The sequence below is a fragment of the Hymenobacter sp. UYP22 genome (assembly GCF_040547285.1).
GTDB lineage: Bacteria > Bacteroidota > Bacteroidia > Cytophagales > Hymenobacteraceae > Hymenobacter.
The window spans coordinates 70,399-97,121 of record NZ_JBEPPK010000007.1; the positions used below are offsets into that span (position 1 = coordinate 70,399).

At 60.1% G+C, this 26,723-nt stretch carries 19 protein-coding genes; 11 read left to right on the top strand and 8 right to left on the bottom strand.

The window, feature by feature from the left end; all coding sequences use genetic code 11:
* Window positions 1-57 precede the first annotated feature (57 nt).
* A complete protein-coding gene (locus tag ABIB60_RS13260) occupies window positions 58-843 on the bottom strand; it encodes an SDR family oxidoreductase (RefSeq protein ID WP_354580501.1) in 786 nt (261 codons plus the stop codon).
* A 181-nt stretch (window positions 844-1,024) separates the two neighbouring features.
* On the opposite strand from ABIB60_RS13260, the gene ABIB60_RS13265 reads away from it, so the two are divergent.
* From ABIB60_RS13265 to ABIB60_RS13290, 6 genes are all read left to right on the top strand, one after another.
* Window positions 1,025-1,561, top strand: a complete 537-nt coding sequence (locus ABIB60_RS13265; protein WP_354580502.1) for a 3-hydroxyanthranilate 3,4-dioxygenase — start codon at window positions 1,025-1,027, stop codon at window positions 1,559-1,561.
* A 28-nt stretch (window positions 1,562-1,589) separates the two neighbouring features.
* Window positions 1,590-2,918, top strand: coding sequence for a hypothetical protein (locus tag ABIB60_RS13270; RefSeq protein WP_354580503.1), 1,329 nt, complete (start codon window positions 1,590-1,592; stop codon window positions 2,916-2,918).
* 11 nt (window positions 2,919-2,929) lie between these two features.
* Window positions 2,930-3,940 carry an amidohydrolase family protein gene (locus tag ABIB60_RS13275; RefSeq protein WP_354580505.1) on the top strand — a complete coding sequence of 337 codons (1,011 nt, stop codon included), beginning with the start codon at window positions 2,930-2,932 and terminating at the stop codon, window positions 3,938-3,940.
* A 217-nt stretch (window positions 3,941-4,157) separates the two neighbouring features.
* Window positions 4,158-5,441, top strand: coding sequence for a kynureninase (gene kynU / locus ABIB60_RS13280; RefSeq protein ID WP_354580506.1), 1,284 nt, complete (start codon window positions 4,158-4,160; stop codon window positions 5,439-5,441).
* 111 nt (window positions 5,442-5,552) lie between these two features.
* Entirely contained in the window at window positions 5,553-6,212 is a 660-nt protein-coding gene (locus tag ABIB60_RS13285) for a hypothetical protein (protein ID WP_354580507.1), read from the top strand.
* Window positions 6,213-6,221: 9 nt separating this feature from the next.
* A complete protein-coding gene (locus ABIB60_RS13290; protein WP_354580508.1) occupies window positions 6,222-6,833 on the top strand; it encodes an alpha-ketoglutarate-dependent dioxygenase AlkB family protein in 612 nt (203 codons plus the stop codon).
* A 151-nt stretch (window positions 6,834-6,984) separates the two neighbouring features.
* Here the strand turns inward: ABIB60_RS13290 and ABIB60_RS13295 are convergent, their stop codons facing one another.
* The gene (locus tag ABIB60_RS13295; protein WP_354580509.1) at window positions 6,985-9,753 is read right to left on the bottom strand and encodes a TonB-dependent receptor; all 2,769 of its coding nucleotides are present in this window, start codon (window positions 9,751-9,753) and stop codon (window positions 6,985-6,987) included.
* Between the two features lie 290 nt (window positions 9,754-10,043).
* A complete protein-coding gene (locus ABIB60_RS13300; protein WP_354580511.1) occupies window positions 10,044-12,758 on the bottom strand; it encodes a TonB-dependent receptor in 2,715 nt (904 codons plus the stop codon).
* Between the two features lie 641 nt (window positions 12,759-13,399).
* Between ABIB60_RS13300 and ABIB60_RS13305 the strand changes: the two genes are divergently transcribed.
* Both ABIB60_RS13305 and ABIB60_RS13310 read left to right on the top strand, forming a co-directional pair.
* Window positions 13,400-14,785 (top strand): FAD-dependent oxidoreductase, encoded by a 1,386-nt coding sequence (locus ABIB60_RS13305; protein ID WP_354580513.1) that lies wholly within the window; start codon window positions 13,400-13,402, stop codon window positions 14,783-14,785.
* A 282-nt stretch (window positions 14,786-15,067) separates the two neighbouring features.
* Window positions 15,068-15,799 (top strand): LytR/AlgR family response regulator transcription factor, encoded by a 732-nt coding sequence (locus ABIB60_RS13310; RefSeq protein ID WP_354580514.1) that lies wholly within the window; start codon window positions 15,068-15,070, stop codon window positions 15,797-15,799.
* Between the two features lie 60 nt (window positions 15,800-15,859).
* On the opposite strand, the gene ABIB60_RS13315 is transcribed toward ABIB60_RS13310, so the two are convergent.
* The 3 genes from ABIB60_RS13315 to rpoN all read right to left on the bottom strand — a co-directional run bounded on the left by ABIB60_RS13315 (window position 15,860) and on the right by rpoN (window position 21,868).
* Entirely contained in the window at window positions 15,860-19,480 is a 3,621-nt protein-coding gene (locus ABIB60_RS13315; RefSeq protein ID WP_354580515.1) for a PAS domain S-box protein, read from the bottom strand.
* Window positions 19,481-19,606: 126 nt separating this feature from the next.
* Window positions 19,607-20,185, bottom strand: a complete 579-nt coding sequence (locus tag ABIB60_RS13320) for a hypothetical protein (RefSeq protein ID WP_354580516.1) — start codon at window positions 20,183-20,185, stop codon at window positions 19,607-19,609.
* A gap of 96 nt (window positions 20,186-20,281) precedes the next feature.
* Window positions 20,282-21,868 carry an RNA polymerase factor sigma-54 gene (gene rpoN, locus ABIB60_RS13325; RefSeq protein ID WP_502915128.1) on the bottom strand — a complete coding sequence of 529 codons (1,587 nt, stop codon included), beginning with the start codon at window positions 21,866-21,868 and terminating at the stop codon, window positions 20,282-20,284.
* Between the two features lie 379 nt (window positions 21,869-22,247).
* Here rpoN and asnS point away from each other — a divergent pair, with 379 nt between their 5' ends.
* Together asnS and ABIB60_RS13335 are read left to right on the top strand one after the other, a co-directional pair.
* Window positions 22,248-23,651 (top strand): asparagine--tRNA ligase, encoded by a 1,404-nt coding sequence (gene asnS / locus ABIB60_RS13330; protein ID WP_354580518.1) that lies wholly within the window; start codon window positions 22,248-22,250, stop codon window positions 23,649-23,651.
* A gap of 61 nt (window positions 23,652-23,712) precedes the next feature.
* Window positions 23,713-24,438, top strand: a complete 726-nt coding sequence (locus tag ABIB60_RS13335) for a DUF4145 domain-containing protein (RefSeq protein ID WP_354580519.1) — start codon at window positions 23,713-23,715, stop codon at window positions 24,436-24,438.
* Here the strand turns inward: ABIB60_RS13335 and ABIB60_RS13340 are convergent.
* Window positions 24,429-24,680, bottom strand: coding sequence for a hypothetical protein (locus ABIB60_RS13340; protein WP_354580520.1), 252 nt, complete (start codon window positions 24,678-24,680; stop codon window positions 24,429-24,431). The genes ABIB60_RS13335 and ABIB60_RS13340 overlap by 10 nt on opposite strands.
* Window positions 24,681-24,733: 53 nt before the next feature.
* Complete coding sequence (locus ABIB60_RS13345; RefSeq protein ID WP_354580521.1) at window positions 24,734-24,973, bottom strand: hypothetical protein; 240 nt, start codon at window positions 24,971-24,973, stop codon at window positions 24,734-24,736.
* Between the two features lie 130 nt (window positions 24,974-25,103).
* Between ABIB60_RS13345 and ABIB60_RS13350 the strand changes: the two genes are divergently transcribed.
* Window positions 25,104-26,723, top strand: a complete 1,620-nt coding sequence (locus tag ABIB60_RS13350; protein ID WP_354580523.1) for an FAD-dependent oxidoreductase — start codon at window positions 25,104-25,106, stop codon at window positions 26,721-26,723.

The following is a 26,723-nucleotide window of genomic DNA, read 5'->3' on the forward strand; positions in this document are numbered from 1 at the left end:
AAGATACTGGTAGGGGCCAAGCTCACCGCAAGGGTGGGGCACTCTTTCGGGGCTTGGCTAGAGGCTGCCCGTACGCCCGCCGTCCACCGGAATGTTGATGCCGGTGATGTACGCCGCCGCCGCCGAGGCTAGAAACACCACCGCCGCCGCTACTTCCGGGGCCTGCCCGAAGCGCTGGGCCGGAATCAGCCGGAGCATGGCCGCCTCCACCTGCTCGGTGGTTTGGCCGGTCTGCTCGGTTTTCTTTTCGATGAGGGAGGTGTGGCGTTGGGTGACGGTGGCCCCGGGCAGCACGTTGTTGACCGTAATGCCCTCGGCCGCCAGCTCGTTGGCCAGGGTTTTGGCCCAGTTGCCTACCGCCGCCCGAACGGTATTGCTCACGCCCAGGCCCGGCAGCGGCTGTTTTACCGAGGTGCTGATAATGTTGATAATGCGGCCCTGTCCGCGCTGGCGCATGCCCGGCACCACGGCCTGGGCCAGCAGATGGTTGCACACCACATGCTGCTCAAATGCCGCCCGGAATGCCTCCACCGGTGCCTCCAGAATAGGCCCGCCCGCCGGCCCGCCGGTGTTGTTCACCAGTACATCAAACCCCGCCGGGTGCGCGCCTAGGTACTCCTGCACCCGCTGGCGCAGGATATCGGGTTGGCTGAAATCGGCCACAATGAAGTCGTGCCGCTGACCGGCGGGCGTGGGCAGGGCGGCGGCTACCTCGCGCAGGGCCGTTTCGTTGCGGGCCAGAAGCGTGAGCGTGGCCCCGCGCCGGGCTAGCTCTTCGGCCACGGCCCGGCCAATGCCCTGGGTGCTGCCGCCCACTAGGGCGCGTTGAGACAGAAAATCCATAAGGGAAGGAAGAGAGAAACTGAATGGGAAGAAAGACGGAAACCGGGGCGCCGGCCGCCGGAACGGTGGGGCAAATTACAGGATGCTGGGCTGCTACGCCGGAATGTTGTTATTTGCCTGCGGTGAGCCGCCCCCAGGCAAACAGCTCACTTACTATTTCCTTACCTCACAAGTGCACGCTATGTCTGTCGCTCGTCCGTTCAATTTTCAGCAGTGGATTGATGAACACCGCCACCTGCTCAAACCACCCGTTGGCAACCAGCAGGTGTTCAAGGATAACAAAGACTTTATTGTGATGGTAGTGGGCGGCCCCAACACCCGCAAAGACTACCACGTGGACGAGGGGGAGGAGCTGTTCCTGCAGATAGAGGGCGACATCGTGGTCAAGATTATTGAGGACGGGCGGCCCGTGGACATCGAAATCAAGCAGGGCAGCATGTTCCTGCTGCCGGGGGGCGTACCCCACTCGCCGCGCCGGCCGGCCGGCACCATTGGCCTGGTGCTGGAGCGCTACCGCACGGCGGGCGAGCTGGATGGCTTTCAGTGGTACTGCGAGAACTGCGGCCATAAGCTGCACGAGGAATTCGCCGAAATTACCGACATCGTGGCCCAGTTGCCGCCCATCATGAATGCCTTCTGGGCCTCCGATGCGCTGCGTACCTGCCAGGTTTGCGGCACGTACATGCAGGCGCCGGCCCCCGTTGTTCCTGCCCCGTAAGCTGCCATTCTATTCTTACGTATCCTTCGTGAAGTCCCGACTAGTCTTTCTCTTCACCACGGCCCTGCTAATTCTGGCTACTTTCAACGATAAACGCTGGAAGCCGCTGGAAGTATTCGATAACGACCAAGGAGGCTACTACGTGTACCTGCCCTCGGTGCTACTCTACCAGGATGCCGGCCGGGCCGATTCGCTGCAGAGCGTTCAGCAAACGTACTGCCCCGGCCCCCGGCCCTACATGGGCTTACTGACGCTGCCCAACGGCAATGTTATATCCAAGTACCCTTTGGGCCTAGCCCTGGCCGAATTACCCTGGTTTGCGGGTGCCCACACCTGGGCCCGCCTGCGGGGCCTGCCGGCTGATGGGTTTTCCCGGCCTTACCAGCAGGCAATTATGCTGGCCGGGCTGTTTCATGGGGTGTTGGGGCTGTGGCTGCTGCGCAAGCTGCTGCGGCGCTTCTTCCCCCAGGATGATGCTACCGTGGCCTGGGCGCTGGCCGGTATTGGCTTGGGTACCAACTGGTTTATGTATGCCAGCTACGAAGGCGCCATGGCCCACGGCCTGCTGTTTGTGTGGCAGCTAAGCATTGTGTGGGCTACGGCCTCATGGTATGAAACGCGCCGCTCCGAGTGGGCAGCCACCCTGGGCCTGCTACTGGGTCTCGCCATTCTGACCCGGCCTACCGAGGCGCTGTATGCCCTGGTGCCGTTGGGGTGGGGGCTAGCCACCCAGGGCGGCCTGAGCGGCTGGCTGCGCTGGCTGCAGAGCCGGCCCGGACAGGTGTTGCTGGCCAGTGCCATAGTGCTGGCAGTGGCGGTGTGGCAGCCAGTTTTCTGGCACGCGGTAAGCGGGCAGTGGTGGCTAGATACGTATCAGGGCGAGGGGTTTGACTTCACGCGTCCGCACGTGCTGGATGGCTTGTTCAGCTTCAAGAAAGGCTGGCTGCTGTACACGCCCCTGGCCGCCGTGGCGCTGGTTGGCGTTTTCTTTCTGCCGCCGCGCCTACGGGGACTGCGCGGGGCCTTGCTGCTGGCAGTACCCGTTGTGGTATACGTTACCTTCAGCTGGCGGGAGTGGTGGTACGGGGGCAGCTTCGGAGCCCGGCCGCTTATTAGCCTCTACCCTGCACTGGGGCTGTGCCTGGCGGCGCTGGTGGCCGCCTCAGTGGCCTGGCAACGGCCCCGGCGGGTGGCGCTGCGTACGGTGCTGGCCCTGGGTATTGTGCTTAACCTCTGGCAAACTTACCAGTACGCAGCCGGGGTAATTCACTGGGACAGCATGACGGCCGACCGGTACCGACGCGGCTTTTTCATTGGCTCTATCAAAAAGCTGCCGCCCGATTTGCGCCTGCCTTAACATTCGTTTCTGTGCTTTCCATCGACATTCACACGCACATTCTGCCCGAGCGGTGGCCCGATTTACGAGAGCGGTATGGCTACGGCGGGTTTATCCGGCTGGAACACCACCGGCCCTGCTGTGCCCGCATGATGCAGGACGACAAGTTCTTCCGCGAAATTCAGGACAATTGCTGGGACCCCCAGGTGCGCCTGCGGGAGTATGACCAGTTTGGCGTGCAGGTGCAGGTGCTTAGTACAGTGCCGGTGATGTTCAGCTACTGGGCCAAACCCCTCGATACGCTCGACCTCAGCCAACTGCTCAACGACCACATTGCCGGCGTGGTGCAGCGCTACCCCGCGCGCTTCGTGGGGCTGGGCACCTTGCCCATGCAGGCCCCCGATCTGGCCATCCGGGAGCTGGAGCGCTGCCACAAAATCGGGCTGGCGGGCGTGCAGATTGGCTCCCATATCAACGAGTGGAACCTCAGCGAGCCGGCCCTGTTTTCGGTATTCCAAGCCGCTGCGGAGCTAGGCATGTGCGTGTTTGTGCACCCCTGGGACATGATGGGCCAGCAGCAAATGCCCGATTACTGGCTACCCTGGCTGGTGGGCATGCCCGCCGAAAGCAGTCGGGCGTTGTGCAGCCTCATCTTCGGGGGCGTGCTGGAGCGCCTGCCCAACCTGCGGGTGGCCGTGGCCCACGGCGGCGGCTCCTTCGCCCATACCATTGGCCGCATTGAGCACGGCTGGCAGGTGCGCCCCGACCTCTGCGCCGTGGACAATGCCCGCAACCCCCGCGAGTACCTGGGCCGCTTCTGGGTTGATTCGCTGGTGCACGACCCGCTAATGCTGGAGTATCTGGTGAAAACCCTGGGCGCCGATAAAATCACGCTGGGTACCGACTACCCGTTCCCGCTGGGCGAGTTGGAGCCCGGCCAGCTTATCCGCTCCATGCCCTGGGCCGAGGAAATGAAAGCCCGAATGCTGGGTCAGAACGCCCTTGACTGGCTGGGGCTGCCCGCCGCGCGCTTCGCGCAGTGAAATGGTGAGATAGTGAGGTGGTGAGTTTGTCATCCTGAGCCTGCGAAGGACCTTATCACGCATGAGCAAGCCGTTGTCGTACTACTTCGGTGCAATGTGACAAGGCCTTTGGCTCCGCTCAGGATGACAGGGACTTCCTTCCCTTGGTCACTGCTTCACAATTTCACCTTTCACAACTTCACCTTTCACAACTTCACCGCCGGTATCTTTGCTTTCCATGACCTACCAGCCCACCCTTGAGTTTGCCCGCGGCCTTGATGCCCAGGACCCTTTGCGCGAGTTTCGCCAGCATTTTCTGATTCCGCCCGCGCCCAACGGGGCCGGGGAGTGTCTGTATTTCTGCGGCAACTCCCTGGGCTTGCAGCCCCGCACGGCCCGGGCCGCTGCCGAGCAGCAGTTCGAAAACTGGCAAAATCTGGCCGTGGAAGGTCATTTCAAGGGTGAAACGCCTTGGATGCACTTCCACCAGCGCCTCACCGAGGCCTCGGCCCAGGTGGTGGGCGCCAAGCCGGTGGAGGTAGTGGTGATGAACAACCTCACCACCAATCTGCACCTGCTGCTCGTTTCCTTCTATCAGCCCACCGCCACCCGCTACAAGGTGCTGATGGAAGGCGGCGCTTTCCCTTCCGACCAATACGCCCTGGAAACCCAGGTGCGCATGCGCGGCCTGGAGCCCGACGACGCCATTGTGGAGCTTACGCCCCGCCCCGGTGAGCATACCTTGCGCACCGAGGACATCTTGGCTAAAATCACGGAGCTCGGTGATTCGCTCTGCACCATCATCATGGGCGGCATCAACTACTACACCGGCCAGGTGTACGATATGGCCGCCATTACCGAGGCCGGCCACGCCGTGGGGGCCAGGGTGGGTTTCGACCTGGCCCACGCCGCCGGCAATATTCCCCTGCACCTGCACGACTGGGACGTGGATTTTGCCTGCTGGTGCTCCTATAAGTATCTGAACTCCGGCCCCGGCGGGGTTTCGGGCGTGTTTGTGCACGAGCGGTTTGCCGATCAGCCCGAGCTGTTGCGCCTAGCTGGCTGGTGGGGCTATGATGAGCAGGAACGGTTTAAGATGCGCAAGGGCTTCCGGCCCATGCGCGGGGCCGCCGGCTGGCAGCTCTCCAACTCCGCCATCCTGATTATGGCCGTGCACGAGGCCGCCCTGGCCGAGCATACGGCCGCCGGCGGCATGCCCGCCCTGCGCCGCAAAAGTGAGCTGCTGACGGGCTACCTGGAGTTCCTGATTCAGCGCCTGGGCCTGCCCAAAACAACCCTCGAAATCATCACGCCCTCGGACCCCGCCCAGCGCGGCTGCCAGCTGTCCTTGCTGGTGCACCAAGGCGGCCGCGACCTGTTTGAGCACCTGATGGCCGTGGGCGTTATCGGCGACTGGCGTGAGCCCAACGTGATTCGGCTGGCCCCGGTACCGCTCTACAACACGTTTGAGGATGTATACCGCGTGGGTGAGGTGCTGGCCGAGTGGGCCGCCCGCCAATAACACTGGTGTAAAATACGGGGGTTAAGCCACTTTCCGGCACCGGAAGTTGTTTCTTCGTATATCCCTGCGGCCCCGGCCGCTTCTTATTGCTGACTTTTTCCCTTGACGATAATGGCCGAAGAGTACGCGGACAAAATGAGCCGCAAAACCGACGCCGAGCTGCGCGACTACGTGGCTAACCGGTTTCAATACCGGGAAGACGCCGTGCTGGCGGCTATTCAGGAGGCGGAGCGCCGCCAATTGGCTTTGCCCGACCTGGATGTAGCTCAGTTGCGCCAGGAGTTATCGGCGGTGGTAACCCAGCAGCAGGCCACGCGCCAGCAGCTGGCGGCCGAGCAGGCTCAGCAGGCCGAAACCGAAACGCCCGAGGATGGGCCGCTACTGTATTCGCCCACGGCCATCACCGTGTTTTCGCTGTGCGTATCGCCGGTGGTGGGGGCGGTGCTGCTGGCCATTAACCTGCGCCGTCTGCAGCGGGTAGGCGCTACCGGGCGACTGGTGCTGTTTGTGCTGGCTTACCTGGCAGTGCGCCTGTTGCTGGTTGCCTCCGGGCAGTTGGTGCTGGCCCTGATTGCCGAAGTAGGGGCTGTGCTGGCCTATTCGCTTTGGTTCTGGCCCCGCTACATTCGGGTTAGCCAGTTCCAGAGCCGTAACTGGGCCGTGCTGTTTCTGGCCTGCGTAGCTGTGAGCCTGGCCTGGGGCTTATTTGCTGTGCAGGGTAACCCCCAGTTTCAGCAAATGATGGAGCAGATGCGGGGGGCCACTAAATAGCGCCCTTCCGTGTCGCTGAAGCTACTCCCCTTACCCGCCGCCGACTTGTGGTTGGATACGGGGTTTCTGACTGTCGCGAAGGCTGACGCCCTGCTTGCTGTGCTTACGGATGCGGTGCCCTGGCAGCAACAGCCCATTCGGCTGTTCGGGCGGGAGGTGCTGCAGCCCCGGCTCACGGCCTGGTACGGAGATGCTGGTGCGGCCTACTCCTACTCGGGTCTGCACCTGGAGCCGCTGCCCTGGCTGCCTGCCTTGGCAGAGTTACGCCAACAGGTGGAGCAAGCGGCGGGCTGCCTGTTCAATAGCGTGCTGCTGAACCTATACCGTACCGGCCAAGACAGCATGGGCTACCACGCCGACGATGAGCCGGAACTGGGTCCTGCGCCTACTATTGCTTCGGTTACGCTGGGAGCCACCCGCACCTTCCGGCTCAAACCCCGGCCGGCAGCCTTTCCTAGTGGCGCACCCTTGCCGGAGTCGTTCAGCCTCCCGCTCACCTCCGGCAGCTTGCTGATTATGCGCGGCGCCACGCAGCAACATTGGTTCCACGCTTTGCCCAAAACCACCCGTCCCGTTGGGCCCCGCCTCAACCTCACCTTCCGGCAGGTGACGAATGTATAAAAGCCGTTGCGCCTCAACGCAAAAAGCCCTCATCGTACGCTACGATGAGGGCTTCTTGCATTCATGAACATTGGTGAGTTGGTAATGCGTCAACCGCTCCGCCTGCAGCGGGTATCAGAACAGGCGACTCATCACTTCACAACTTCACCGCTTACATATCAAACCGCAGACCCAGGTAGCCGAGACGGCCAATTTGCGGGCCGCCGAATACCTGAATGTTGTTGGTATTGAAGGCGTTGGAAATACCGGCCTGGAAAGTGGTGCCGAACTTCGGCACGGTGTAGCCCAGGTAGGCATCGGTGGTGCTGTAGTCCCGGATGGTGCCGGTGGCGAAGGGCATTTCCTGCAGATGGCCCTGCACCCAGCGGTAATTCACAGTGTAGCTGAAGTTGCCGGCCTGCCCGTTGGCGCCCACGTTGTACTTATGTTTGGGCGCGTTGAAGAACGTCTGGAAGCCTTCCGGCAGGTTGCTGCGGTCCAGCACATTCAGGGAGTAGTTGCCGGTGATGTTCAGGGCCTTGCGGAAGTAGTACGTGAGGCCGGCCGTTACGCCCTGGGTTTTCACCTGCTCGGCGTTGTTGTAGTAGGCGTACAGCACCCGGGTCGGCTGGCTTTGGTCGGTGTAGGCCGTGGAGTAGCCGGCGGCCAGCTGCTGGGGCGTGGGCCGGGAGCCGTCGGTGTTGCCCACAAACGTCTGGGCTCCAATGAACCCGTCGTAGGCGCTGCGGAAGTAGCTCACGTCGGCGTACACGTTGGGCAGCACGGCACCTTTGTAGCCGATTTCCGCCGTGTTTACGCGTTCCAGCTTCAGGGGCGCGGCGTTGTACTCGTAGGGCTGCAGTACGGCCGGGTTGGTTTGGGCCGCGGCCAGCAGTTGGGGCGAGTTGAACAAGCTCAGGTTATAGCCCTGGAAACCATTGCCGATGTTGCCAATCAGCACGCCCGTCTGAATATCGTTGTAGAAGTACTGCTCAGTCTGGGAAGGGGAGCGGAACGCCCGGCCGTAGCTGGCCCGGAAGTTATGCTGCTTGTTTTCGCCCAGGGAGTACACCGCCGAAGCCCGGGGCGAGAAGGCCGCCTTAAAGTTCTTGAACTCATCGACCCGGCCGGCCAACGCCAGCTTCAGGCGCTCCTCCAGCAACGTCTGCGTTAGCTGCCCGTAGGCACCATACTCGTGGTTGCGGATGCGCTTGCCGTCCCGGTCATTGAACAGCAGCCCATCGGAGCCCAAACGGTACTGGCGGTAGGCGGCGCCAATTGTGAGAGCCGTACCCTGCTCGGCCAGCGTGAAGGTGCGCTGCCCGCTGATATCGTGCAGAAAGGAGTTGAAGTACTGCTGGGCCCCGCGGCCCGGCTGCCGGTCATCGATAAGCCGGCTGCGCAGCGTGGCGAAGCGCGGGTTAGAAGAAGCCAGCTGCGCGGTATTGGCTGCCTGCTGGGCGGCGGCCAACGCGGCCTCCGCGGGCAGGCCAGCCCGGCGGGCCCGCGTGTAAGCGTCGTTGTAGGTGCCGTAGAACTGCTGGGCGTAGCTCACGGTACCGCCCTCGGCTGTGGGCGAGGCTTGCAGCAGGCTACCCAGCTGGTTAAGCTCGTAGGAGCTGCCCGTGAAATCCTCGGTGCTGTACACCCGCAAAAAGCCCTTGCTGCTCTTCAGCTCGGCGCGGTACTGGTTGGAGCCCAGGCCCTTCACCCGGAACCGGCTGATGTTCTGGTAGGTAGCCGTGCCCTTGGCGTGCTTGGCTTCCACCGTCAGCTTCAGGTCGTCGCGCAGCAGGTAGGATACCGCCCCCTGCACCCGGTAGGAGGAGGTGCGGTTGTCGTTGTCAATCAGCTCCCGCTCCGAGAAACCGGGCAGATAGGCAGTTTTGCCGTAGAGCTCGGGGTTGGTGCCGCCGGGTAGCTGCTGGCTGGGGTTGAAGGTGTAGCCCACTTCCCCGTAGCGGTTTACGGCGTTGTAGCCCAGCGGGGAGCCCATGGGGTTGGCCGAGCTGCGGGTGGCCTGCATGTCCTCGGCAATCCAGTCGTCGGCCCGGAAGCCGCTGGCGTTGAGTTTGATGGCCAGTTTCTCGGTAAGCTTCTTGGCGTAGCGCACCTGCCCGTCCAGCAGGTCGCGCTGGCCGCCGCGCAGGCGCACGCTCAGCCCCTCATACACGAAGGGGTCTTTGGAGTTAAACAGAATCACGCCGCTCAGGGCGTTGGAGCCGTACAGGGCCGAGGCCGGACCGTGGATGATTTCAATGCTCTCCATGTCCAGCTCCGGAATGCCCACCAGGTTGCCGGGGCTCAGGTTGAGGGAGGGCAGGGCGGTATCCATGTAATCAACCAGCTGAATTACCCGCTCCGATTTGGCCGTGTTGAAGCCCCGGGTACTCACGCTGGTAAACAGCATCGAAGCCGAGCTAACATCCAGCCCTTTCAGCTGACCCAAGCCGCTCAGAATTTCGGGAGTGGAAATCTGCTCAATCTGCCGGTTCGATACCTTTTCAATGGTAACCGGGGCCCGCAGAATGTTTTCCTCCACGCGGGAGGCTGATACTACCGTTTCGTTCAGCAGCGTGGCACTCGGCGACAAGCCCACATTCACGGCCAACTCGGGGGCCTGCAGGGTAATCTCGCGGCTGTCGTAGCCTACGTAGGAAAATACCAGCACTACGGGGCCATTCTCAAAGCTGGCATCCAGCCGGAACCGGCCCAGCTGGTCGGTGCTGGTACCGACAAACGTGCCTTTGATAAACACCGTAGCTCCGGGTAGAGCCTCGCCTTTGTCAGTAAGTACCGTTCCGGCAACGGAACGCTCAGCCTCGCTGGGAGCAGCGGCTACGCTATGTAGAGTGGGGAGGGAGGTGGCGGGAGCTGCAGCTACTGGTGAGAGGGGTAAACCTACCGTTGCGACTAGTGCAGCGGAATAAAGATGCTTCATGAGAAAGTAAGTAATCAGCGCTTCAATGAGGGCTGCAAACGTACTTCACTACCTGTCTACGGTATTGTATTTTTCGGCGAAGCCGGAAGAAAGGCGTTCCAAACTGCCGTTTAAAGAGGTGAAGCTATTCCCGTAATAAGATTTTGGTTCAAATCGGGAAATACTTTAAGGACTCAAACAGGGGCCCTTTATTAGTGCTATTACAAAAATCAAACTGGGTAGACTACTCACAAAAAAGCGCCTTTGTCCTGTTCTGGGACAAAGGCGCTGAGTACAGAGGTATATGGTTTTTACTTTATTTCAATCTGTGCTCCTACGTATAGTAACCGCCCAATCTGGGGGCCGCCATATACTTGCAGGTTGTTGGCATTGAATAGGTTGGAGGCCCCAGCCTGCAGGGTGGTACCCAGTCTCGCGAAGTTGTAGCCCAGGAAGGCATCGGTGGAGCTGTAGTCGGCCAGCTGGCCCACGGCGAAGGGTAAACCGTATTCGTGGCCTTGCGCCCAGCGGTAGTTTATGGCATAGCTCACGTGGGTAAGCACCGTGCCATTAGCGCCCACGTTGTACTTGTGCTTGGGCGTGTTGAAGTAGGTCTGAAACTCAGCGTTCTGCACGTCGCTGCGGTCCTGGATGTTCAGGGAGTAATTGGCGGCCAGGTTCAGGAAGGGAGCAAAGGCATAGGTCAGGCCCACAGCCGCGCCATGGGTGCGCACTTCCTGGTTGGCGTTGGTCCACACTTGCAGCACGCGGGTGTCGCCGGTGGTGTAGTTTGACGAAGCCCCGGCTTGCAGCTGGGTGGTAGTGGGCCGGCTCCCGTCCCGATTTCCGATAAACCGCTGGGCCCCAATGAAGTCGTTGTAGTAGTTACGGTAGTAGTTTACGTCCACGGCCACTTTTTCACCCAGAGCTCCTTTGTAGCCGATTTCGTAGCTACTCAGGCGCTCTAGCTTCAGCTGCTCAGCGTTCAACTCAAAAGGCGTAAGTGCCGCAGGGTTGGTTTGAGCGGCGGCAATGACGCTTGGTTGCGCAGCCAGGCTAGCACTGTAGCCCTGGAAGCCATTGCCCACGTTGCCCAGCAGTAATACCTGGCCCAGATCCAGCTGAATGTACTGGTCCAGCTGGGTAGGGGAGCGGAAGGCGCGGCCGTAGCTGGCCCGGAAGTTATGCTCCCGCTTGCTGCCCGCCGAGTACACCACCGAGGCCCGGGGCGAGAAAGCGGGGTCAAAGTTCTTAAAGCCGTCGAGGCGGCCGGCCAGAGCCAGCTTCAGGCGCTCATCCAGCAGTTTCTTGGTCAGTTGCGCGTAGCCGCCCAGCTCGTGGTTCTGAATCCGGCCGTCCACGTCCGAGAATAGGTTGCCGTTGGAGCCCAGGCGGAACTTGCGGTAGGCGGCGCCCACAATCAGGTCGGCGGTTTCGCCTAGCTTGAAGTTGTACTGCGCGTTGCCCTCATTCAGTAAAGAGCTGGGGTTGAGGCGCGCGCCCCGGCCCGGCGTGGCATCCTTAATAATGGTGCTGCGTAGGTTCTGGAAAGTGTCGCTGTTGGGGTCAAGCTGGGTAGAAGTGGCAGCTGCCAACGCGGTGGCCTGGGCCTGGGCATCTGTCTGCCCGGCTTGGCGGGCTCCGCCATAAGTAGTCAGGTAAGAGCTGAAATACCGCTGAGCGTAAGTGGTTGCTGCGCTGGCCGAAATCGGTGAGTTCTGGATAAAAGCCCCCAGGAAGTTCAAGTCATAGGAGTTCTGGCCAAAGTCCTGAATAGACTGCCCGCGCAAGAACCACCGCTCCCCCTTGATTTCGCCGTGGTACTGGTTGGTACCAAAGTCTTTGAAGCGGTAGCGGCTGGAGCTCTGGTAGCTGGCCGTGCCCCGGTTGTAGCTGGCCCCCACCGTGAGTTTGATGGAGCTGGTGAGCAGGTAGGAAATTGAAGGGTGAATTTTCAGCGACTTGGCTTTGTCGTCATCGGCTACCAGTGTCTTTTCCTCGAAGCCGGGCATAAATAGCGTCTTGCCCCGCAACTCGGCGAACGGGTAAGTGGATGGCACCGAGAACAGTACGTCGCCGTAGCGGTTCACGGCATCGTAACCCAGCGGGGAGCCCTGCGCGTTGTTGCGCCGCTCCACTTGGATGCTGGTGGCTGAGTAGTTGCTGGCCAGCCAGTCGTTAGCCGTCAAATATGCTCCGGTAATCTTGAAGGCGAACTTCTCCCCGATTTTCTTGGCGTAGCGCACCTGCCCATCGAAGAAGCTCCGCTCCCCACCGCGTACGCGCAGCGTCAAGCCCTCACTCACAAAAGCATCTTTGGAGTTTTGCAGCAGCACGCCGTTAAAGGCGTTGGCACCATACAGGGCTGAGGCCGGCCCGTGAATAATCTCAATGCTTTCAATATCCAGCTCGGGCAGGCCCGTCAGGTTGCCGGCATTCACGTTCAGGCTCGGCGACTGAGTATCGAAATAGTCCGTCAGCTGAATCAGACGCTCCGATTTGGCCGAGTTGAAGCCCCGTGTGCTGAGTGAGTTCATCAGCATGCTGGTGCTGTTCACGTCAATGCCCTTGAACTGGTTGAGGCCCACCTGCACATCGGGCGGGGGCAGGCGCAATACCTGCTGGGAGGTGATTTTCTCTACCGTTACCGGCGCCTGCAGAATGCCCTCCTCCACGCGCGAAGCCGAAGCAATTACCTCGTTGGTCTGGGTGGGGTTGAGCTTAAGCTGCACCTTCACGGCGTTGTCGGGCTGGCTTAACGTCACGTCGCGGCTCTCATACCCCACAAATGATACCGACAGTACCACTGGTCCTTCGCTGAAATCAGCCCGCAGGCTAAACTTGCCGTCCCGGTCGGTGCTGGTGCCAATGAAAGTACCCCGAATGAAAATAGTAGCTCCGGGCATGGGTTCACCGGCCTCCGTCTGTACCATGCCGGCTACGGCGCTTAAATCCTGCGCCAGACCCGCCAAAGCGGACCCAAACAACAGCAGGAAAAGGAATAGAAAACGGTAATGTTTTCTCATACTGGAAAAATTCTAAAAATGGCTATGTGTGTCCCTTTGTCAGAAAGGGGTACAAATATATGGTATGTATGCCTAACAAACTACTGACAGTCATTGCATTGTGCACGCTGTCAAATTGAATTAAAACGGGTATAGCTAGCCGACAAGGGCACAGGCCGTTCGCAGCCCACCAAGAGCTTTAATACCGAATATCCTCTGGGCCGTACAGATAAAGACAGTTTTCGTCTCCCAACAGGTAGTCGGCATACCGAAAACTGCCGCTGACAGCCCGGCGGGTAGGCGTAACTGGCCCTGGGCAGGCATCTGCCGGATCAAGGTGCTTATTGGATAGAAGGGAGACGTCGCTCAGACGTGAATTGCGTACGCTATGGGCATGATGGCGACGGTGACGGCCGTTTGGGCGGCTGGGATAGAGGAGCTGGATAGAGGAAGTAAGGTGCATAACAAACAAGAATTAGCGAAATACAATCACTTAATAATCCAAAGCTACACCAGGAGCAAGCGCCCGTAAAACGGCTTCCGGCCAACTAGCCCACTTGCCGGGTTCAACGCATGATTTTCCTCGATCAACTGATGCCAACAGAAACGGTTACTTTCGCTGCTTCACCCTGCCTATACCGGCCGCATTACGCCTACATCCCATGACCGATACCTCACGCAGCATATCCTCTGTAGAAAATACAGGCAACCTGACAGTTATGGGTGGGGGCTTGGTTGGCTGCCTGTTGTCCTTGTACCTGGCGAGGCACGGGCACCAAGTGGAGTTGTTTGAGCGCCGCCCCGATATCCGGGGGGCCGGGCCAGTGGAGGGGCGCTCCATCAATCTGGCTCTGTCGGACAGGGGCTGGCGGGCCCTGGAGGGTGTGGGCATTGCCGAGGCGGTACGGGAGGTGGCTATTGCCATGCACGGCCGCATGATGCACGACACCCAGGGTGGGCTTACATTTCAACCCTACGGCCAAGCCGGGCAGTCCATCTACTCAGTTTCTCGGGCAGGCCTGAACCGCCGTATGCTGGACCTAGTGGAGCAGGAGCCCGGTATTACGGTGCGTTTTAACCAGCAATGCCGCCGCGTTGACCTGAAGCGCCAGGAGCTGGAAATGTTGGATACGGAAACGCAGCAGGAGCGTGTGGTAGCCTACCAGCGCCTGTTCGGGGTGGATGGGGCTTACTCGGCGGTACGCAGTGCCCTGCAGCGGACTGACCGATTCAACTACTCCCAGGAGTACCTGAACTACGGCTACAAGGAGCTGACCATTGAAGCGGCAGCTGGCGGGCAGTGGGCCATCGAAAAAAACGCCCTCCACATCTGGCCCCGGGGCCAGTACATGATGATTGCCCTGCCCAACCTCGACGGTTCCTTTAACTGCACGCTATTCTTCCCCTATGAAGGCCCCGACTCCTTTGCTACGCTGCAAACCCCGGCACAGGTAACCGAGTTTTTTGGCCGGGTTTTTCCGGATGCCCTGCCGTTGATGCCTCAGTTGGAAACCGAGTTTTTTGAGAATCCCACGGCGTCCTTGGTAACCATCCGGTGCTTTCCCTGGGCTGAGCAGGACCACGTGCTGTTACTCGGCGACGCTGCCCACGCCATTGTGCCGTTTTACGGGCAGGGTATGAACGCCGGCTTCGAAGACTGCACCATTCTCAATGAGTTGCTGCACCAGCACGGCCACGACTGGGGGCGCATCTTTCAGGAGTTTGAAGACCGGCGCAAGCCTAACACCGATGCTATGGCCGATTTGGCGGTGTACAACTTCCAGGAAATGCGCGACCGGGTAGCCGACCCCCGGTTTCTGCTGCAGAAGAAGATAGAAAGCAAAATATCGGTCCAGTACCCCGACAAGTGGCTGCCGCTGTACTCCCAGGTCACGTTTTCGAGCCTGCCTTACGCCGAGGCTTGGGCCAATGGGCAGGCGCAAGAACGCATTATGCAGCGCCTGATGCCGCATATTCAGCAGGAAGAGGACTACCAGCGGCCCGAGGTGCAGCAACTACTGGCCCAGGAAATGGCGCACCGGTCTTAAGGCCTAAGCCAGAAGCTTTTCCCAATAAGGAAACCGGTGCGGTAGCCAGTTTCGAAACCGGAAGGTGGCGGTATTCCGAGACTGAGGCGCCTATTTGCAGTTCTCAAAGCGGGAATAACCGTTGGTTACTTGCCGAACAGCTTGGTTGGCAAAGCTCCGGCCCCTAGCTTAGCTACCCGATAAACGCTATATTTTCTCCCTCAGACGCCCCACGCCGGGCGATAAACCTTTGTTCCGAGTAGAGAATCAGTAGGTTACACCCGATACTCCTTCCCCGCCCTTATGTCCGCCCCTGTTCTGACCTGCGCTATCATCGATGATGAAGAAATCAACCGGCTGACGCTGGAGCACTATATTTCCTTGACGGACTCCCTGCAACTGGTTGTGTCCATGGACGATGCGCTCCAGGGGCTGAACTACTTCCGGGCCGGCAACAAAGTGGACGTATTATTTCTGGATGTGCAGATGCCCCAGCTGAATGGCCTGGACCTGCTGCGCGTACTTCCGGACCCGCCCATTGTGGTACTGACCACGGCCCACGAGGATTTCGCCGTGGATGCCTTTGACCTGCGCGTTACGGACTACCTGGTAAAGCCCTTCGACTATGCCCGCTTCAGCCGGGCGGTGCAGCGGGCCTTGCAGCAGCACTCCACGCCGCCCGCCGCTCCGGCTGCCCCCGCCGCACCCGTTGGCCCTCCCGACCACGACCTGTTCGTGAAAGTGAACAATAAAATGGTGCGCATCAACTTTGATGAGGTACTCTACATTGAAGCTCTGTCGGATTACGTTATCATCGTGACGGACCGGCAGAAGTACATCGTGTACACCACCATGAAGGCGCTGGATGCCCGCCTGCCCTTCGACCACTTCGTGCGTGTGCACCGCTCCTATATCCTGAACATGCGCCGGATTGAGGCCATTGAGGATGGGGCCGCCGTAGTGCCCGGCGGGCAGCATGTACCCATCGGGAAATCGTACCAGGAAGCCTTTTTCCGGAAGCTCAACCGCATCTGAGTTTCTGCTTACTTCATTGATTAGCATGGGCCCCGCTGGAACTACCAGCGGGGCCCATGCTTATTCTACGGTAGCCACCGTTAGCTGCTCCACGGCCGTATTCAGAAGGTTGACGAGTTGGGTGGCCGCCGTTGTCAGCTCCGTTTGCGTGGGCGTAACCGGGCCGGTGGCCGGGCGGGAAAAAGGCTCCAACAAGGCTACCGGCGCATACGTGGCCTCCAGGCCAAGCAGCTGCAAGGAAGGGCGCAGCTTATGGGCCAGGCTGCCTACGGTGGGCCAGTCGGCGGCGGCGGCGGCCTCCTGCAGTTGGGCTACCGTTACGGGCGTATGGGTAAGAAAGGAGTTGACTACTTTCTGCATAAAGACGTTGCTGCCCCGGGCCGTGTCGCGCAGGCGGCTGAAGTTATACAGGGGGGGCGCAGCAGACGCGGGCGGGGCTAGAAGAACGGCGGGAGAAACTGCCTCGGCAGCGGCTGGCGGCGTAGGCAGAGCGTAGGGGTGGGTGCCTAATTCGGCTACCGGGGTGGGGCGCAGGTTGGCCGTTAGCTTGCGGTACAGGTCATCCTCCTCAAAGGGCTTGGAAAGATAATCGAGGCCGGCAGCCAGGTACAGCTCATTGTCGGAGCGCATTACGTTGGCCGTGAGGGCAATAACCGGGGTGCTGGCCCGTAGCGGGTCAGGGTGCTGGCGCAGGCGGCGGGCCACGTCCAGGCCACTCATTCCGGGCATCTGGATATCCATGAGCACCACGTCGTAGAGGCGGACTTCCAGTTGGGCCAGGGCCTCATGACCATCCGAGGCGATGTGCGTTTCCACGTCCCAGCTTTCCAGAATAAGCATGGCCAGTTGCTGATTTACCGGGTGGTCTTCTACCAGCAACACCCGCTTGCCGCGCAGGGCATCGTAGCTCAGGGGAGCCAGGGGGGGAGCCGTGGGCAGGTGGAGGGGGCCTTTGGGCAGGCGCAGGGTAAAGAAGAAGGTACTGCCTTTGCCCTCCTGACTTTGCACCCACATGCGCCCGCCCAGTTGCTGCACCAGGCGGCGGCTGATGGTGAGGCCCAGGCCGGTGCCCCCAAAGCGCCTCGACGTATCGGCGTAGGCCTGGGTGAAGCTGTCGAAAATGGTTTCCTGCTTATCGGTCGAAATGCCAATGCCCGTGTCGCGGACGCAGAATTCCAGCTCCAGCTCTGTGGCTGTATCGTGCAGCAGGCGCCCGCCCAGCTCTACGTGGCCCTGGTCGGTGAATTTGATGGCGTTGCTGAGCAGGTTGAGCAAAATCTGGTTGAGGCGGCCCGGGTCGCCGATAACCACCGGGTGGGGCAGGAGTAGTGGCTCTATGCGTAACTCGATGCCCTTCTCCTCGGCCCGGTAGCCCAGGCTCTGCACGCCATCCTTGATAGACTGGCTGATATCGAAAGCCACCTGCTCCATTTCCAGCTTGCCGGCCTCAATTTTAGCCACATCCAGCACATCGTTGATAACGGTGAGCAAATGGCGGCCCGAATTACGCAGTATGCGCAAGTGCTCTTGTTGAGCTTCGTTGAGCGGTGTTTTGGCCAGCAGGCCGGCCATGCCCAGTATGCCGTTGATGGGCGTGCGGATTTCGTGGCTCATGTTGGCCAGGAAGTTTTCCTTGGCTCGGGCCGTGTTTTCGGCCTGCTCCTTGGCCCGCACCAACTCCTGCTCGGCCAGAATCCGCTCGGTGATTTCCTGGCCGTAGGCAATAACGTAAGGCACCTCATCGGGCTCCTCCACGCGGTAGTTATGGTACATAAGATGGTGGGGCCTTCCGTCGGGGCCGCGTAGCGTTAGTAGGCCGGTGAGCTCCTGCTGCTCGTGGGCCCTCTGCAGGTACTGCTCCAGCTCACCTTGCAGCTCGGGGGAAAGTACCTGCCGCAGGTTGCAGCCCAGTAGCAGCTCCGGAGCCACACCTACTAGTTGGGCCGCCGCCGGGTTCACGGAGAGTAGCGTACCGGTCAGGTCATGCGTGCAGATTAGGGCCTGAGAATAGTGCATCAGGTCGCGGTACTGCTTGGCATTGTGCTCCAAAGCCTGGCGGGCGCGCCGCATTTCCGTAATATCAGTGCTGATGCCCAGCACGTTCACGGAGCCGTCGGCACGGTGCAAAGGGCGCTTCACGGTTTGCAGCCACATGGTAGTACCGTCGCGCAGGGTGTAGGTGGTTTCCTGTACCAGCTCCTGGTCGGTAGCCAGCACCTGCGCATCGGTGGTGATGAACGCCCGGGCCTCCGCTGCCACCGGGTTGGTGAAATCGTCCATGTTTACCTCGCGGTGGCTGCTTTGCGTTACCAGCTCATCAAACGCCCGGTTGCTGAATAGCACTTCGCCGCGGCCATCCGTTACCCAGATATAGCTGGGCGTGGTATCCACCACTAGGCGTACAAACTCCTGGTTTTCCTGGAGTACGGCCTCGTTCTTGCGCAAGCGCTCCACGGCCGCATGACGCTCCGTAATGTCAATGCCGTAGCCAATAACCATGCGCACCTCATCCTGGGAGCCGAAAACTGCCTGCATGTGGCGCAACGCCAGGCGGGAACCTTCGGAGTGCGCAAGGGTTTCTTCCCAGGCTACCATAGTGCGCTGCTGCACGGCTTGGTTGAACAGGGCCCGGCGCGCCTCGGCCTGAGCCAGGGGGCGGCCGTGGTGGGCGGCGTACTCGAAGTCATCGTGGCCGATAATCCACTGGCGCAGCTCGGCGTCGCGGATGGCCGCCGGGTTCACGAACCGGTAGCGGTGCTCGGCATCAAATACCACCACGTCGGCAGGAAGCTGGTTGAGCACCGTTTCGTAGAACTCCTGCTGCTCCACCAGTCGGCTTTCAGCATTTTTAAGCGGCGTAATATCAGTGAAGTACAGGTTCACGTACTGGTCATCCACGAAGGGTGCAATGGCCACCTGGTAGCACTGCCCCCAGAACCACATTTCCCGTCGCGTCAGCTGCTCACCGTTGGCCAGGGCATCGAGGGCCGCTTGGTACACTTGCTTGGGTAATTCGGGCTCCAGTTCGGGGGTGAGGTATTCCCGCCGGAGCTGCTCGGCGGCGGGGTTGCTGTACATAAGGCGGCCGTTGGCGTGCAGGCGCAGCACCGGGTTGGGGTTCTGTCCCGGAATCCGGGACAGGGAGTGCATGTACTGCTCGGCGCGGCGGGCCTGCGTCACATCCCGAAACGACAACATATAGCCCGCCGCTACCAGCTCGTTGGGCCCGCTAAGCGGAATAAAGTCCAGCTCCAGCACCGTGTTATCGGCCAGCTCCAACTCCTCGCCCAGTACCCGCTCATTCGCCAGGCGCATTTCGGCCAGGCATTGCCGCGTGTGCTCTGGCCTGGCCGATTGGGCTATCAGCGCCTCTAAAATGGGCTGTGCCGGCTGCTCCATACCGCCTAGGGCGGGTACATCCTCAATTCCTACTAGGTCGCAGAACTCCTGGTTAAGCAGGGCCACCATACCCGTTTGATGGGCTACCAGCACGCCTACCCGCAGGTTTTGAGTGAGGCGCGTGATACTATCGGTGAGGCGGCTGACGGTGCGCTGGGAGGTGGCCAGCTGGCGGCGCACCACCTGCACCTGCTGCTCAGCGGCCTGGCGCGCCTGGCGTTCCTGGGCCAGTTGCGCAATCAAAGTTTCCAGAGTGGGGGCGGAGTCGGAGGGCAAGGACATACGGCAACAGCAAAATCGGCAGAGAGGCCAGGAAGCAGAGACGCCAGCAGCAGCCCAGGGCAGCAGTACTGACGGAGTGCGGTATAGCCCAAGAAAGGTACGCAACGATTCGGGCTACCCCAACCTTTAGCTGGCTGCCGCCAGGGCCACGCTCAAGCCCAGCGCCAAGCCCGCCCATACCTGGGCCGGCGTATGGGCCCGCAGTTCCAGCCGTGCCCAGCCCACGGCCGCCGCCAGCACCGCTGCCGCCAGCACCCAGCCCATGCCGGGGCGGCCAAAGTGCAACTGCAGCGCCAGCAGTAGACCGGCCGCTCCGCCCATGCCCACGCCGTGCGCCGATATTTTCCAGCGCAGCGTAATCAGGAACGTGAGCAGTACAGCCACTGCCATACCCGCCAGTCCCACCACCAAGGCTGGCGCTACGCCCTGCCAGTGCAGCCACCCCGCCCCGGCCCCAAAGCTCAGGGCCGCCAGTCCCAGGGGCCAGGCCCGCTGCTGCCGCTGGGGCATTTCCAGGGAGTCGATGCGGCCCAGACGGAGCAGAATTAGGGCCGCGCCCGTGGGCAGCAGAAAGGTAAATAGCACCACCGCCCAGAGGCGGCCCTTGCCCGCCGCCTGCTGTACTTCCAGCAGCCCAGCCAAGTAGGAGGGTACCAGTAGCGGATGAAATACGGCGGATAGCAGGGTGGCGAGGCGCTTTTTCAAACGGATAGGTAATGCGTGAAACCAGGTAGCAAACAAAGAACGTCATGCCGCGCGTACCGCAGCATGACGTTCTGGTTTTTTCTGGGCGGGTAACGGTTACAGCTCCTTGCGCAGGCGGGCCACCGGAATGTTCAGCTGCTCCCGGTACTTGGCTACGGTGCGGCGGGCAATGTTGTAGCCCCGGGCGTTCAGCATCTTTTCCAGCTTGTCGTCGCTGAGCGGGCGGTTTTTTTGTTCGCCCTCAATAATTTCCTTCAGGATGTGCTTTACCTCCCGGCTGGAAGCATCCTCGCCCGAGTCGGTGGCAATGCCCTCGGAGAAGAAGTATTTGAGCGGATAGATGCCAAATTCCGTCTGTACGGCCTTGGAGTTGGCCACTCGGCTCACGGTGCTGATGTCCATGCCAATTTCCTGGGCAATGTCCTTCAGAATCATGGGCCGCAGCTTGCTCTCGTCGCCCTCGGCAAAAAAATCACGCTGGTAGCGCACAATGGCATCCATAGTGCGCAGCAAGGTGTTTTGGCGCTGCCGGATGGCATCAATAAACCACTTGGCCGAGTCCAGCTTCTGCTTCACGAAGGTCACGGCCTCCTTCATTTTCTTGTCCTTCTTCGAGGCCTTGTCGTAGGCCTGAAACATCTCGGTGTAGGCCGGCGACACGCGCAAATCGGGGGCGTTGCGGGTATTGAGCGTGAGGTTGAATTGCCCGTTGTCGTGGGTCAGCAGGAAGTCGGGAATGATGTACTGCACCTTGCCCATACCCACCGGACCCGTGCCGCCGGGCTTGGGGTTGAGCTTGAGAATCAGGGCAATGGCGTCCTTTAGCTCGTCATCTTCCAGGTCCAGCTTCTGCTGAATGCGCTGGTAGTGCTTCTTGGTAAACTCATCAAAGGTTTCGTTCAGAATCTGCTCGGCGTGCTCAGTGGCCTCATCCTGGGGGCGGCGCTCCAGCTGCAGCAACAGGCACTCCTGCAAATCCCGCGCGCCAATACCCGCTGGGTCGAACGTCTGAATAACGTGCAGCACACTTTCAATTTCGGGTACGGTAGCCTCGATGTTCTGGGAGAAAGCCAGGTCGTTGGCAATGGCCGACAGGTCGCGGCGGATGTATCCGTCGCCGTCAATGGAGCCGATAAGCTGGCGGCCAATGGCTTCCTGCTGCTCATCCAGGTTAGCAAAGCCTAACTGGTCGAGCAGATTGTCGACCAACGAGCCGCTGGTATCGGCCAGGGGCATTTCCCGGTCGTCCTCGTCCTCGCCGGGGCCGTCGCCCTGCATTTTGTAGCCGGCTATTTCGTCGTCGTGCAGGTAGTCGCTCAGGTCCAGGTCATCGGCCGATTCCGACTCCTTAATTTCGGCGGGCTCTTCTTTGGCGCTGAGGTCTAGTTCAGGCTGTTCGTCGGCTTGCCCACTGTCAAAATCTTCGTCCAGCGTGTTGTCGGGATTGTCAAATTCCGCATCGGGGTCATCGAAATCGTCATCCGCATCGTCGGAGTCGTCGCGCTCCTGCTCCTCAAACTCCTCTTCCTGGTCGTCGCCTTCCTCCAGGGCCGGGTTAGCCTCCAGCTCCTCCTTGATGCGCGCCTCCAGCTCCACCGTCGGAATCTGCAGGAGCTTAATAAATTGAATCTGTTGGGGGCTCAGCTTCTGCGAGAGAAGCTGTTTCATGTCCAGTCGTTGCATACTCTAAAAACGCGTACGCCCCGCCGGTTACAAAACGGGGTGGTTAGGCCAAATATAGCCCTTTCTGTACTTGGGTTTGGAGGAAAAAGTTGGGATAAGCCGAGGGTGGTCCAACCAATTCCGCGTAGCGGTTGGTTGGACCACCCTCGTTACCCGGCGCATGCCCTCCTGCCTCCGGGCCGCCGATACCCTAACCGGCCGGTGCTCTTTGCGGAAGGTTGCTGTGCCGCCGGCCGGGAGGCGGGCAACGTAGGGAGGGCACAAACCAGCTAGGCAACGAGAGTGGTCTGACGAAGCCTGCGGCAATTCGTAGGACCACCCGGCCTGCAAATCTTCTACCTTTGCGGGCAACACATTCTTTAGCAGAACCGATTTCCCCATGTCCGACCTCCGTAGAACCAGCGTGCAGGACCTGCTCCGCAGCACTGATCTGGACCGTGAAGTGCTGGTAAAAGGCTGGGTACGCACCCGCCGCGGCAACAAGTACGTGCAGTTTATTGCCGTGAACGACGGCTCCGGCTTTAATTCCATTCAGGTGGTGGCCAATGCCGAGCAGTTCCCAGAGGAGAAGCTGAAGGCCGACGGCGTGGAAAACGGCGCGGCCATTGCCGTGCGCGGCAAGCTGGTAGCCAGCCAGGGTAAAGGCCAGTCGGTGGAAATTCAGGCCGAGGAAATCACGGTGTACGGCTCCGCCGACCCGACCACGTACCCGCTGCAGAAGAAAGGCCACTCACTGGAATTCCTGCGCGAAATTGCCCACCTGCGCCCCCGCACCAACACGTTCGGGGCGGTGCTGCGCATCCGGCACGCCATGTCGTTTGCGGTGCACAAGTACTTCAACGACCACGGCTACTTCTACATCCACACGCCCATCATCACTGGCTCCGACGCCGAGGGCGCCGGGCAGATGTTCCGCGTAACTACGCTGTCCGACACCAAACCGCCCCTGAACGAGGCCGGCGCGGTGGATTACAGCCAGGATTTCTTCGGCAAAGCCACCAACCTCACCGTTTCGGGTCAGCTCGAAGGCGAGGTGGCGGCTATGGCCCTGGGCAAGGTGTACACCTTCGGGCCCACGTTCCGGGCCGAGAACAGCAACACGGCCCGCCACCTGGCCGAGTTTTGGATGATTGAGCCCGAAGTGGCCTTCTTCGACCTGCAGGACAACATGGACCTGGCCGAGGACTTCCTCAAGAGCCTGGTGCGCTACGCCCTGGAGCACTGCCCCGACGACCTGCAGTTCCTCAACGACCAGTACGACAAGGAGCTGCTGAACCGGTTGCGCTTCGTGGTGGAAAACGACTTCAAACGCCTCACCTACACCGAGGCCGTGGAAATCCTGAAAGGAGCCAAGCAGAAGTTCGAATTCCCGGTGGACTGGGGCACCGATTTGCAGTCGGAGCACGAGCGGTACTTGGTGGAGAAGCACTTCAAGAAGCCGGTTATCCTCACCAACTACCCCAAGGATATCAAGGCTTTCTACATGAAGCTGGACGAGGACGGCCGCACCGTGCGCGCCATGGATGTGCTGTTCCCCGGCATCGGCGAAATCATCGGTGGCTCCCAGCGCGAGGATGACCTGCAGAAGCTCACGCAGCGCATGCAGGAAATGCACGTGCCCGAGGAAGACCTGTGGTGGTACCTCGATACCCGCCGCTTCGGCTCGGCCCCGCACGCCGGCTTCGGCCTGGGCTTTGAGCGCCTCATCCTCTTCATCACCGGCATGGCCAACATCCGCGACGTAATTCCCTTCCCCCGCTTCCCGAAGTCGGCGGAGTTTTAAAGAACGAATAAAAATAAGAGGGCTGTCTGACAGCCCTCTTATTTTTATAAATCAGCTTATTATGTATAAAGTATCAGAAGAAGCTGTTCGGCAGCGAATGAATACTAAGGTTTTATATAACGGAGGGTTTGCAATCTGCGACTTACCAATTGCAGTGAGTTCGCATTGCCCGTACTGCAAAGAAAAAGTTGTATTCAAATGCCACGATTGGACGGGTGATCCTAGCAAATCGATATCGTCAAACAGTGAGTGTGCCTCATGTCAAGAAAAGCCTGTTTTCATATCAGTAGGCTTTTTTCAGACAGGAAATATTTGGTTTGGACGTGATTTGTATATATACCCTGGGCTAGAACAAAAGAGAGCTTTAGTAAGTGATATAGAGACTAGTATGCCAGAAAATTTAATTAGAGCATATAAGGCAGCAATAGACACTTACAATGTGGGTCTATGGAACCCAGCGGTGGTGGCTGCTAGGAGAGTGCTAGAAGGTATTACTAAGACAAGCCTTCCTAAAGAGGAGCAGAATCAAAGCCTTTACAAGCAGATAGAAACTTTATCAAAGCATATAGATTTAGAGTTGCCCATAAAGCAAATAGGGCATTCTCTAAGAACAGCAGGGAATTTGGGAGCTCATTTCGATTTAGAGAAAGAAGCGGATATAGAAATAGCATCCATCATGTTTGACCTATTGGATTACCTAATAGAATACATATATGCAATACCTAATAGGGTGAAAATCCTTGAGGAAAGAATTACAAAAGAAGAGAGAGACGCATCTCAGCAGTAATTCCGCAGCTCTTTATCGTCCACGGCTAGTAGGTTGTCCAGCCGCAGCTCGAAGCCGTCCTGGAGGCGCAGGTATTCTACTTTATCCTGGATGTATAGGTCCTGGATGATGCCGTGGTAGGTGCTGGGCGGCGTATCGGGCTCGGTGCGGTAGGTGAGGGTGCAGGGCTGGCCGGTGGTGGCGCGGGCCTCCAGCTCGTCGTAAAACGAGCAGCTAATGGGTTTATAGGGTGCGGTTGCCATAAGTGGGGAAGGAAAACGTACCCTCCGGCATACGGCAAACAGATGGCTCGGGATTAGGCCGCCAGCCGGTGCCCATTTACGGCCACCAGCCAATCGAGGCGCAGCTCACAGCCGCCGCTTAAGCACAGGTAGTCCGTTTGGCCGCGCCGCATAATGTGGTGCAGCACTCCTTTCAGGCTAAATTCGGCTGAAGTTCCCGGCATCCGGTACACCAGCAGGTAGGCCTGGCCTTCGCGCAGCAGGGCGCGAGGTTTCAGGGGCAAGTCGCCGTAGTACTGCTGGGTGGAAGGCATAGCGGGCTGAACGGGTTGAGCAATAAAAGGATACGGGTAAGCAGAAAGAATTACGAAAAGACAATACAACCCGGTTTTCCTTCCCTGCGTTGGCAAGGCAGCCCCAACCTCAACTACGCCTCCGCTGCCCATGCCCGAATTCGACTTTGCTCCCGCTGATGCCCTACAGGAAGGGGAAATGCGCACCTTTGCCGCAGCATCGGGGCCGGCCGTGCTGCTACTGCGTCGCCAGGGTCAGTACGTGGCTCTGGCCCCCAACTGCCCGCATTACGGTGCCCCCTTGGAAAAGGGCCGCATCGTGCATGACCAGCTGGTGTGCCCCTGGCATCATGCCTGCTTCCGCGTCCTGGATGGCCACCTCTGCCAGCCCCCGGCCCTGGATAATCTGCCGAGCTACCCCGTGCGCGTGGCCGATGGCCGCGTATGGGTGCAGTTGCCCGCCAAACCCGCCGCCGCCACCACCTCACCCGATGCCACCCCCACGGCCCTGGTTGGGGGCAATGCGCCCGCGCCCAACGCCGCCGCACCCGACACCCGCACTTTTGTAATAGTAGGGGGCGGAGCAGCGGGGCAGTTTGCGGCCCAAACCCTACGCGTCGAAGGCTTTGGGGGCCGCCTGGTAATGGTAACTGCCGAGACGGCCGCGCCCTACGACCGGACCAAACTCAGCAAGGCCTACTTAGCTGGCGAAGCCGGCAGCAAGGCGTTACCCCTGCGCAAAGACGAGTTCTATGAGCAGCATCGTATCGAAATTCTCTCTGATACCCGGGCTACGGGCCTGAGCCTGCGCACCCGCCAGCTCAAGCTGAGCGGCCGTGGGCCCTTGCACTATGATGCGCTGCTGCTGGCTCCCGGCTGCATCCTGAACACCCTGCCTAAGCTGCCCGGCCATGATTTGGCTGGGGTGTTGCCGTTGCGGTCTGCACCGGATGCTGAACAGCTGCGCCAGTTGGTTGCCAAAGCCAAGCGGGTAGTTATTATCGGGAGCAGCTTTATTGGAATGGAAGCTGCGGCCAGCCTAGTGGGAGAAGAGCGGCAAGTAACGGTAGTGGCTCAGGAGGCCGAGCCGTTTGCCCGTATCCTGGGTGCCAAGATTGGCCGCATGTTTCGTAACCTGCACCGCCGCCACGGGGTGCGGTTTCGAACCGAAGCTGAGGTAGTGTGCCTGGAAGGAAAGGATGGCCACGTTTCAGCCGTTCGCCTGGCCTCGGGTCAGCGCCTTCCCGCCGATGTAGTGATACTGGCAGTTGGTGTGCGTCCCGCCACCAACTTCTTGGCCGAAACTTTCGATTTGGAGAAAGACGGTGGCCTGCGCGTAGATGCCCACCTCTGCGCCGCCCCGCACGTGTACGCCGCCGGCGACGTAGCCCTGTTTCCGCTGCCGGGCGGCCTGGGTCAGCACCGCATTGAGCACTGGCGGGTGGCCCAGCAGCATGGAGCCTGCGCGGCCCGCAATATGCTGGGGCAAAACACGGTCTTCCAGGCAGTTCCTTTCTTCTGGACACAACAGTTCGGGAAAAGCCTGCGCTACGCCGGCCACGCCACCGTTTGGGACGAAATCATCTTCCACGGCGACGTGCGCCGCCACAAGTTTCTGGCCCTTTATGCCTACCAAAACAAGCTGGTAGCTGCCGCCGGTATGCAGCACGACGATGATATGGTATGTATTGAGGAGCTGATGCGCAATGGCCGAATGCCCACGCCCACAGCCGCCCGCCGCAAACTTACTTGGGCCACGCTGCTGGAATAA

What these genes read in the sequence shown, in the direction of transcription:
- ABIB60_RS13305 (WP_354580513.1), top strand. Translation starts at nt 13,400, where the DNA reads ATGACCGATACCTCACGCAGCATATCCTCTGTAGAAAATACAGGCAAC.
- ABIB60_RS13345 (WP_354580521.1), bottom strand. Translation starts at nt 24,973, where the DNA reads ATGCCTTCCACCCAGCAGTACTACGGCGACTTGCCCCTGAAACCTCGC.
- ABIB60_RS13310 (WP_354580514.1), top strand. Translation starts at nt 15,068, where the DNA reads ATGTCCGCCCCTGTTCTGACCTGCGCTATCATCGATGATGAAGAAATC.
- kynU (WP_354580506.1), top strand. Translation starts at nt 4,158, where the DNA reads ATGACCTACCAGCCCACCCTTGAGTTTGCCCGCGGCCTTGATGCCCAG.
- ABIB60_RS13340 (WP_354580520.1), bottom strand. Translation starts at nt 24,680, where the DNA reads ATGGCAACCGCACCCTATAAACCCATTAGCTGCTCGTTTTACGACGAG.
- rpoN (WP_502915128.1), bottom strand. Translation starts at nt 21,868, where the DNA reads ATGCAACGACTGGACATGAAACAGCTTCTCTCGCAGAAGCTGAGCCCC.
- ABIB60_RS13295 (WP_354580509.1), bottom strand. Translation starts at nt 9,753, where the DNA reads ATGAAGCATCTTTATTCCGCTGCACTAGTCGCAACGGTAGGTTTACCC.
- ABIB60_RS13285 (WP_354580507.1), top strand. Translation starts at nt 5,553, where the DNA reads ATGGCCGAAGAGTACGCGGACAAAATGAGCCGCAAAACCGACGCCGAG.
- ABIB60_RS13335 (WP_354580519.1), top strand. Translation starts at nt 23,713, where the DNA reads ATGTATAAAGTATCAGAAGAAGCTGTTCGGCAGCGAATGAATACTAAG.
- ABIB60_RS13265 (WP_354580502.1), top strand. Translation starts at nt 1,025, where the DNA reads ATGTCTGTCGCTCGTCCGTTCAATTTTCAGCAGTGGATTGATGAACAC.
- asnS (WP_354580518.1), top strand. Translation starts at nt 22,248, where the DNA reads ATGTCCGACCTCCGTAGAACCAGCGTGCAGGACCTGCTCCGCAGCACT.
- ABIB60_RS13300 (WP_354580511.1), bottom strand. Translation starts at nt 12,758, where the DNA reads ATGAGAAAACATTACCGTTTTCTATTCCTTTTCCTGCTGTTGTTTGGG.
- ABIB60_RS13350 (WP_354580523.1), top strand. Translation starts at nt 25,104, where the DNA reads ATGCCCGAATTCGACTTTGCTCCCGCTGATGCCCTACAGGAAGGGGAA.
- ABIB60_RS13315 (WP_354580515.1), bottom strand. Translation starts at nt 19,480, where the DNA reads ATGTCCTTGCCCTCCGACTCCGCCCCCACTCTGGAAACTTTGATTGCG.
- ABIB60_RS13260 (WP_354580501.1), bottom strand. Translation starts at nt 843, where the DNA reads ATGGATTTTCTGTCTCAACGCGCCCTAGTGGGCGGCAGCACCCAGGGC.